Here is an 8,857-nt window from a genome sequence, read left to right as displayed (position 1 = left end):
GGCTCGGAGATGTGTATAAGAGACAGGCTCTGGTCGTTGGTATTGATGGCTGTCGGCGGCACCGCGAGCGCCGCGTCGTCGGGCACCTTGCTCGTGCTCAACAAGTCCGACGACACCGTGTCGTTCATCGATCTGGCGAGCAGCAAGATCAAGGCCACGCTGCCCACCGGCGGCGGCCCGCATGAAGTCGCTGTGTCCAAGGATGGCAAGACCGCAGTGGTCACCAACTACGGCGACACGTCCAATCCAGGCAAGTCCCTGACCGTCGTGGATGTGCCGGGCAAGAAAGTGCTGCGGACCATCGATCTGGGCACTTACCGCCGACCGCACGGCATCGTCTGGCTGCAGGGCGATGAAGTGTTGGTGACCGTCGAAGGCAGCAAAGCGGTGCTGGTCGTCGGCGTCAACGATGGCAAGGTGAAACATGCGATCGCGACCGATCAGGTCGGCACGCACATGGTTGCCGTCAGTCCGAAACATCGTCGCGCGTTTACTGCGAACCTCGGCTCGGGCTCGACCACGGTGATCGATCTCTCGGCTTACGAACGTGTTACCGATGTCGCTACGGGGAAGGGCGCCGAAGGCATCGCGGTGGCGCCGGATGGCAGCGAACTGTGGGTGACGAATCGCGAGTCCGACACGGTGTCCATCATCGATCCGGCGAGTCTGGAGATCACCGCCACGCTCGAGCCCGGCACGATGCCGATTCGCGTGAAGTTCACGCCCGATGGCACGCGCGCGCTGATTTCCAATGCCAAGTCGGGCGATGTCGCCGTCTTCGATACGGTGACCAAGCAGAAGGTCACGAGCATCCCGATGCTGCAGGAAGGCGAGCAATTGCCGAAGACGGATGGGCCGCGCATGGCGGCTCAGTTCGGCACCGGCCCGGTACCGGTGGGCATCTTGATGCCGGAATCGTTGTCGGTGGCGTTCGTGGCCAATACCAATTTCGACACCATCACGGTGATCGATTTGAGCTCGCTCAAAATCGTCGCTCGCTTGCAAGCGGGCCGCGAGCCGGACGGCCTGGGCTATTCGTCGCTGACGATCAAGTAGTAGCTCGAGCCGCGCGCGCCGGTGAAAATCGGCGCCGCCTAGCCGAACAGCACCGGCTTGATCAGCTGCTCGTCGTCGTACTTGAGTGAGTTGATGCGCGGGCTCACGGCGTGCGCGACCATCTTGTCTTGCGGATAGGTTCGCAACAGCGAGCGCGCGCGAGCCGTCGAGCCTCGCAGCCAGGGTTCATATTCATCTTTGTGCAGGATGGCCAACATGCGTTGCGCGGTGTTGTGCACGTCCGCCAGCAGCTCGTTCGGCGGCACCGTGAGCACAGCGCAGCCGTCGATGACGTCGTCTTCGTCCTTGTTGACGGTTCGATCCCAGATTGCGGCAACGCCGAACACTGAACGATTGACCAGCCGTGCAAAGTAGGGCTGCAAGTATTGGTGCGGTGTGAGCTGCCAGCCATAGAAGCCCGAGAGCGGCAGGATGCAGCGCTGTCCTCGCCACCACGCGCCGCTGAACGCGTTGTTGCGATCGAGCTCATCGGTCGACGCGTGTGTCGTGCAGGCTTTGCGCTCGTCGCCTTCCGCCCAATCTGGAACCAGGCCCCAGCGCATCATCACGCCTTCGCTCTCGCCCTCGTGCAGACGGATGACCGGCACGTTGTTGCGCGTGGAAACATTGAAGCTCGGCTCGAAACGCCACCACGCATGCAGCAGCGGAAACTCATGTTCCACCGCAGCTTGATTGGCTATGACGAATCGCTCACACATGGGCCGACGAGAATAGGTGCCGTGTCCTGATAGAAATGTGACGTCGCGCAGATTCCCGAGCGTCGCTGGTCGCGTTCAGGGTTGCGGGCAAATATTGCCGGCAACATCGAAACTGACATCGCACTGCACGCGAACAGAGCCGCTCAGCCGGGCAGCTTCAGCTCGATGATCTCGGCGCGAACTGCTGTGGCGGTTATATACAACTTCGCCAGCGAGATCGGCAGTCGGAATCGACGCGGTCCGATGCTGCCGGGATTGATGAACAACACACCCTCGCGCTCTTCCACCAACGGCTTGTGGGAATGACCGCTGATGATCGCCGACATGCCCGCGGCCGCCGGGCTGAGATCGATCTGATTCAAGTCATGCAGCACATGAATCCGATGCCCGCGGATCTCCAGGAACAATGTTTCAGGAATTGCTTCCGCCCAGGTGCCTTTGTCGTTGTTGCCGCGGACGGCGTCCACAGGCGCAAGCTTCCGCAATTTTTCCAGGACGTTCGGTGCGCCGATGTCACCCGCATGAACGATGCGGTCGACCTCGTTCAGGTGCTTCAGCGCTTCGGGGCGCAACAGACCATGAGTGTCGGAGACCACGCCAATGACGGTCTGGTCGGGCGTGTCGGAAGAGATCGCGGATTCCATTGACTGTTCAGCATGAGCGGCGACGACTCGTCACTGTAGCGTCGTCGTGCCGAAGCCGCCAGCCGCTGAGCCATCACACCAGCGGCGTGTTCCTCGGCACGCGCACCACCACGGTGCCCGCGATCTTGTCGTGCCAGGTCTGGCGGTTGCTGTCGAATGCCATCCAGATGAAGCCGAGGCCGGCGGGAATGAGCGACAGAAAACAACCGAGCGCGCGCACGATGGCGGTTTCCCATTCGATGTCGCGACCGTCCGTGCGCACCACGCGCAAATTGCAGACGATGCCGCCGACGGTCGTGCCCTTCAGCTTCCACATCAGCGCGCCGTAGCCGGCCAGCGCGACCAGGAACAGATGACCGCCCGGCTCCATCCAGTTGACGACGATGGCCACGATCAGCGCATCAAGTGTCAGCGCACCCATGCGAATCCAGAATCCTGCGCGAGGCAGGCTGTTGAGCTCGATATTGCTCGGGCTCACAGGCGGAGCTGACGGCGGAGGAGGAGCAGCAGCGGACGGCGGAACCGTAGTGCCTTCGCCTGCAATGCCAGCCGATTCGACGGTTGCTTCAGGCCCAGTGCCTGACGTAGCAGCTGATGACTCAACAACTGTCTGCGGAGCCGGAGCCGGAGCCGGAGCGGGAGCCGGGGCTGGAGCAACAGCAGCGGGAGCCGGAGCAGCAGCTGCGCTCCTCGCGCGCTGTGCCAACAGCAACGTATATACGACGACACCGAAGCTCAGCGCGCCGACCACGTTGGACACGATGAAGCCGAGCACCGGCACCGTGTACAGCAGCAGGACGATCAATCCGCCGAGCAGGGTAGCGACCGCGAGATGACTGAACGCGCCGACGCCGGTGAAGCGAGTAATGCGCCGTCCGAGCGTTGCGAGCACAACCGCCTTGCCGAACAGCGCCGCGCAGAACATGCCGAGCGCCAGGAACGGCACCAGCGCCACACCGATCACAGTGATCAGCATGAGGATGATCAGGATCGGCGACAGCAGCACGGACAGGATGGTCGCGATGACAGATTCGCCGGGCCGCTCCTCCAGCGTGGTGACACAGCGCTGCAAGGCCCCGTCGAACATCACTGCCAGCAATACATACAGACCGAGGAAGCCGAAGGCCAGCCACCATGCCCATGCGACGCTCGAGTCGAACGCCAGCGGGCGGCCATACAGGAAGCACTGCTCGAACCATGACTTCAGCCACTTCAGCTCGCCGAAGTGCTGACCGAACGCGATCTGCTGTTGTCCGCCGAGCACCTTGGAGGAAGGATCGCGTGTGATCACGCCACCGACGGTGACTGTCTCGCCGTTGACGACAGCATTGGGGCCGAGCTGCACGTTGCCGAAGATCGCGACCACGTCCTGGCCGACTTCGCTGTCCACATACACGTTGCCGAACAGCGCGACGACGCCTTCGCCAACCGGGCCGGTTGCGGTGGAGTTGCCACCAATGGCGACGACGGCTTCACCGACTTCGCCCGCCGACGACGCCGAGCCAAATACCGAGATGACCGCGTCCGCGTATTCGCCGGCGCGCAGCGAGGAGTCATCGCCGATGTTTACGATGACTCTGTCGTTGCGGCCATTGAAGCGTCGCGTGGCGCGCTCGGCGGCTCGCTCCGCACGCCTGGCCTCGCGCTCCGCCTGTTCCAACCCGCGCTGAATGGAGCGCTCTATCTCATTGTCCCGCTCCACTTCGATGGGCGGCTTGACCTCTTCCTGCGCAACCGCCTGCTGAGTGCTGCCAAAGCCGGCGAGCACCGCGATCGCAAAAAAACCTAGTAGCAAACGTTTCATACGAAACACCACGCGCCGTTAACGAGGCGCATACAACGTCCGGTAAGCAGCCGCGCTGACACCGAACAACGTTAGATACAGGGCGCCGAGAATCGTCGCGCCGCCATACACCCACAACGACGGCAGATCCCGAAAGACCGTGCCGATGGTCATGAACAGGGAAGGAATCCACGCCACGTCGGCGAACAAGGCGGCACTGCGCGCCCCCGGATTGATCGGATCGATGATCATTGCGGACGCTTTCAGCACCAGTGTGATGAAGCCGGCGGAGCCAATGATGAATAGCAGGCGTGCCGCCACCGGCCAGCCGGAGAAGCTGCCCTGCCACCAGGGCGCCGCCGCGCGACGCGCGATCTCCGCCATCACTTTGGATTCGAGATCGACCGGCGCGCGACGCACAGGCTGATCGCGCAGCGCCTGGTCGATGAAGCGCTCCAGTTGCTCGTGTTGCTCGTTCGGGTTCAAGGGCGTGTTCATGGTGGCGGCCTCAAAAACAGTCAGCCGTCAGACCGCGGGCGGCGAGGATCTTCGCGAGCGCGCCGCGCGCCCGCATGATGTCGATTTTCACTTTGGGCAGCGAAATGCCGAGCTGCCGGGCAATCTCGTCGTAGGACATTTCTTCGAAGTGGTACAGCACCAACGGCAGACGGCGATGATCGGGTAATTTCTGCAAGGCCTCGGCCACGATGGCGCGGCGGGTGTCTGCATCGAAGTCGGCGACTTCGCCCTCAGGCTGCGGAATCTCCGGCTCCGCATCGTCGTCGTCCTCGCTGCGCATCTCGGAAAAGAACCGCCAGCGACGGCGATAGCGCGTCGCATGGTTCAGCGCCAGGTTGCGGGCCACGGTCTTGAGCCAGCCGCCGGCGGCCGGGCTGGCGCGCAACTGGGCGAAATTCTCGTAAGCCTTCAAGAACACCTGCTGGGCAATGTCTTCCGCCGGGCCGTCGCGGCCGGTGATCCGCGCGGCGGTGGAAAAGACCATGTCCTGATAAGCACGCATGAAGCTTGCGAATTCGTCCTGGGGCGCGGGGGTTTCCGGGGGGTGCCTTGCCACGGTGATGTCGTCGTTTAGCTTGAGAACACCGCGCTCGCAGGGAAGTTACAGCCGCTTCGGTCCGGCCCCCGGACATTACTGGCTCCAGTGTGGAAATGCGACGTAATCCGCACACTTACAGGGCCCGGCTTATGGTCAATCGAGGACGGCTTGCTTAGACTTCGGTGCTGCTTGCAGGGCAATGTCGCCCACCAAACCACCCACGGTGCCGTACTGATTCATTGAAAGGCGCGCCCAAGCCGCAGTTGAGTTTGTTGAGCTGATGACTTCGACGATACGGACCATCTTCATCCTGCTTCCGGCTACGGCGCTCACCGCCTGCGCCGTGCCCAAAGTCAGCGAGCCCGAGACCGTGGCGGTGCGCGCGACGTCGCTGAATCCCGCCTATTCGTCCGTCAACGCCCAGGTGCTGAGCGATGCCGGCAAGCTCGATTACAGCTTTACCACTTCGCTGAATCCGGCGACGGCTGCCGACACCATGACCCGCCTGCAATCCTCGTATACCCAGCAAATGGGTCAGGAAAGCCTGCGCGTCGGTGATGCGGTCAGTTCGGTCGGCATGTGGGGCACCTCGGTCCGCTACGGTGGCATGCAGTACGGCACCCGCTCCGATACGCGCGACGACGTGATCAGCTCGAGCAAGCTCGCCAGCAGCGGTCTGGCTGTGTTGCCCACCGTCGCCGATGCGTTGTTCGCCTCGACCGGCCAGTCCGGGACCAGCCTGAGCCAGCAAAACCTTTCAGTGAATCGTTCCCTGCCCTCGGGCGAACAGGGCTGGAATCTGGCCGTGCGCGATGCGCTTGGCCGTTCCGAATCCGTTGCGGCCCCGATGATCGCGCGGACCCGGTTGGTCGAGCGCGGCTGCTCGGACTTCTCGGTGGGCTTCGGCAGGGTGCGCGAGGATTACGCGCTGACCAGCAACTCTTATGGCCCGATGTTCGCGAACACGACGGTCACTTGTGGCGCGCCGATGGGCTTCACCGTCGAAGCGCATGGCGAATATCTTGCTGACGAGGTGGGCGCGCTCGGTTTAGGAGTCGCTCGTCGCATCGGTTCGATCGGTACCGCGTCGCTGGCCTTTGCCCAGAGCAATGCGGTGAGCGGCGGCTCGGGCTGGATGTCGAAAGTCGGTTTCGAGCACACCAACTCGATGTTCAATCTGATGTTTCGTTCGCGCTTCCAGAGCCGCGAGTTTCGTGACATCGGCAGCATGGCGCTGACCGATCCCATCATGCAGCGGGATCTGGCGAGCGTGGGCGTGAACGTCACAGAACGATCGAACTTGTCGGTCGCGTATGCGACTCAGACCACGTGGGCCCGTGAGCGCACCAACCTCATTGCCGTGAAACAGAGCATGGGCGTGGGGCGTGGCACGATGTCGATGAGCGCCGGTCATTCGCTCGAAGACAACTTCGGCTCGTCGGTATATCTTTCTTACAAGCGGCCCTTCGGCGGCATCAAGTCGACGCGGCCGGTGGTGGACGATCTCGAAGAGCTGGATCTGCAGCTGCCGCGCAGCTCCAACGACATCGAATAGGTGAGAGCTCAGCGCGCGACCGGCCCAGGGGCTCGCAGCATCTCGATGTGCATGATGCCGTCCTCGTCGTACGGCTCCGACGATTGCACGAATCCAAACGAGCCATAGAACTTGTGCAAATGAGCTTGCGCGCCGATGCGCGTTGGCAGCGTTGGATACAGCTCGTGCAGCTTTTCCAGTCCGCGAGCGACCAGTTCTCGGCCGACCCCAGTGCCGCGTGCCATCTTCGTGGTGATGATGCGGCCGAGTGAGGGCTCGTCCGGATAGCTCGCACCGGGCGCCAGCAAGCGCAAATACGCCGCCAGCTGATCGCCCGACCAGCCCGCCAGATGCAGCGCGTGCAGATCCTTGCTGTCGATGTCCGGGTACGGACACGCCTGCTCGACGATGAACACCGCCTGTCGGGCGGCGAAGATCGCGTAGATCTCCAGCGGCGCAAGTTCGGTGTAGCTGCGCCACTGCCAGTGAATGGTCATCGCGAGTCGGCCTGCATGAATGGGCACGACGCTAATGCGTCATCGAGTAGAGAATATAGTTGATTGCGTACTTGTACCCCAGCGTCGTGTAGCGCAGCGAGTATTCAGGCACATCGGCGTGCTCCCATGAATCGCCGAGGTCCATGTTGAAATTGATGACCACCATCAGCCGACCGTCGTCGTCATAAATGCCGCGCCAGTGCGGCGTGAAGCCGTCTTTCTCGTAGTTGCGGCCGCTGTACAACGATTGAATGCCGGGAATCTGCACGTGCTCGGTGATGTCGTACGCCACATGAAAAACCGCATCGTCCGGTGGAATGTCGACCACGGCGCGGTCCGGAAAAATACGATGCATGCCCTGGATGAACGTGGCCCATTCCAGAGTGCCGTGAAAATCGTCGACCATCAGGAAGCCGCCGCGTAACAAATATTCGCGCAGCCGCGCCACTTCCTCGTCGGACAGCATCCAATGGCCGACTTCCACTGCATAGATCCAGGGATAGTCGAACAGCGCGTCATCCATGATGCTGAGATAGCGGCCTTCCTCGGCGATGTCGATGCGCGTCAGGCGCTTGATGCCGCGGATCAGGTGTTGCTCGGCTTCGGGCCAGTCGGTCAGCCAGCGCTCGCGGCCACCGAACAGGCTGGTGCCGGTGTATTGCATGCGTACGAACTGGAATTCGGGGTTCGGACCGGCCGGGCCGTTGACGGTGGTGTCCGAGGCGAGCGCGATGATGGGAATCGCGATCAGTGCGACCAGACGCCGGGCCGCAACCCAGATCGGGCGTCGGAACAGGGACCTCGTCGAGTTGCGGCTCATGCGAGTCACGATGGCATCAACCCTGCGCTCTTGCAATGGGTTCCGCGGGGCAAGCAGAGAGGGAAAATCGCCACATCGGCCTCATCTTCAGTATGCTGCGCGCGCCCCGGCTCCGGGGCGAGAAGAGTTTCGCGATGAGCTGGTTACGAATCGCGTTCGGCGCACTGCTGCTGACCACGAACACCCTGATACATGTGCCGCCGCTGCTGCTGGTGGCGGTGATCAAAGCGATTGCGCCGCTACGACCGGTTCGCCGCGCGTGTGACTGGCTGCTGATGGCCATCGCCGCCAGCTGGATCAGCACCAACACCACCATGATTCGCCGCTTCACCAGCACCCGTTTCGTGTTCGACATCGACGCCCGACTGCGGCCCGACGGGCATTACCTGGTGATGGCGAATCATCAGACCTGGGTCGACATCCCGATGCTTGCAGGCGGCGCTGAACCGGCGCGTGCCGCTGTTTGCGCTTTTTTTTCCCTTGAAAAGAGTCAAGCTGTTCTGGGGTGCCGCTGCTCGGCCTGGCGTGGTGGGCCCCTCGATTTTCCCCTTCATGAAGCGTTACTCGCGGCAGCAGCTGGAGAAGCGGGCCGGGAGCTGGCGGGGCGAGAATTATTTGCTGCGACCCGGCGCGCTTTTGCGCAAAAGTTTTCATGCACATCCCGGTTGTCGGTGATGAACTTCGTCGAGGGCACCCGCTTCACGCGCGCCAAGCATGAGCCTGTCTCTTATACACATCTGACGCTGC

The 8,857-nt window shown here is 62.5% G+C and carries 10 protein-coding genes; 3 read left to right on the top strand and 7 right to left on the bottom strand.

Annotated features, from left to right (window positions below; translation table 11 throughout):
- A partial coding sequence (locus tag D0550_RS20350) for a YncE family protein (RefSeq protein WP_153067245.1) occupies positions 1–1,056 on the top strand: 1,056 nt, incomplete at its 5' end.
- 38 nt (positions 1,057–1,094) lie between these two features.
- Here the strand turns inward: D0550_RS20350 and D0550_RS20345 are convergent.
- The 5 genes from D0550_RS20345 to D0550_RS20325 form a co-directional block, all read right to left on the bottom strand.
- Positions 1,095–1,775, bottom strand: a complete 681-nt coding sequence (locus tag D0550_RS20345) for an SOS response-associated peptidase (RefSeq protein ID WP_116811026.1) — start codon at positions 1,773–1,775, stop codon at positions 1,095–1,097.
- Positions 1,776–1,918: 143 nt separating this feature from the next.
- Positions 1,919–2,419 (bottom strand): metallophosphoesterase family protein, encoded by a 501-nt coding sequence (locus tag D0550_RS20340; protein WP_116811025.1) that lies wholly within the window; start codon positions 2,417–2,419, stop codon positions 1,919–1,921.
- 73 nt (positions 2,420–2,492) lie between these two features.
- Positions 2,493–4,223, bottom strand: a complete 1,731-nt coding sequence (locus tag D0550_RS20335) for an RDD family protein (RefSeq protein WP_153067244.1) — start codon at positions 4,221–4,223, stop codon at positions 2,493–2,495.
- A gap of 18 nt (positions 4,224–4,241) precedes the next feature.
- Positions 4,242–4,700 carry a hypothetical protein gene (locus D0550_RS20330; RefSeq protein ID WP_116811023.1) on the bottom strand — a complete coding sequence of 153 codons (459 nt, stop codon included), beginning with the start codon at positions 4,698–4,700 and terminating at the stop codon, positions 4,242–4,244.
- 10 nt (positions 4,701–4,710) lie between these two features.
- Positions 4,711–5,277: an RNA polymerase sigma factor gene (locus tag D0550_RS20325; protein ID WP_275129264.1), complete on the bottom strand. Its 567-nt coding sequence runs from the start codon at positions 5,275–5,277 to the stop codon at positions 4,711–4,713.
- Positions 5,278–5,539: 262 nt separating this feature from the next.
- Between D0550_RS20325 and D0550_RS20320 the strand changes: the two genes are divergently transcribed.
- Positions 5,540–6,814, top strand: a complete 1,275-nt coding sequence (locus tag D0550_RS20320) for a fimbria/pilus outer membrane usher protein (RefSeq protein WP_116811021.1) — start codon at positions 5,540–5,542, stop codon at positions 6,812–6,814.
- Between the two features lie 8 nt (positions 6,815–6,822).
- On the opposite strand, the gene D0550_RS20315 is transcribed toward D0550_RS20320, so the two are convergent.
- Positions 6,823–7,317 carry a GNAT family N-acetyltransferase gene (locus D0550_RS20315; RefSeq protein WP_206606427.1) on the bottom strand — a complete coding sequence of 165 codons (495 nt, stop codon included), beginning with the start codon at positions 7,315–7,317 and terminating at the stop codon, positions 6,823–6,825.
- A gap of 4 nt (positions 7,318–7,321) precedes the next feature.
- On the bottom strand, positions 7,322–8,110 hold the full coding sequence (locus tag D0550_RS20310; protein WP_116811019.1) for a DUF4159 domain-containing protein: 789 nt from the start codon (positions 8,108–8,110) through the stop codon (positions 7,322–7,324).
- Positions 8,111–8,244: 134 nt separating this feature from the next.
- On the opposite strand from D0550_RS20310, the gene D0550_RS20305 reads away from it, so the two are divergent.
- The coding region (locus D0550_RS20305) for an acyltransferase (RefSeq protein WP_153067243.1) at positions 8,245–8,857 on the top strand (613 nt) is incomplete at its 3' end.

This window comes from Steroidobacter cummioxidans (assembly GCF_003104955.1).
This window is presented reverse-complemented; position numbering and strand designations above follow the sequence as displayed.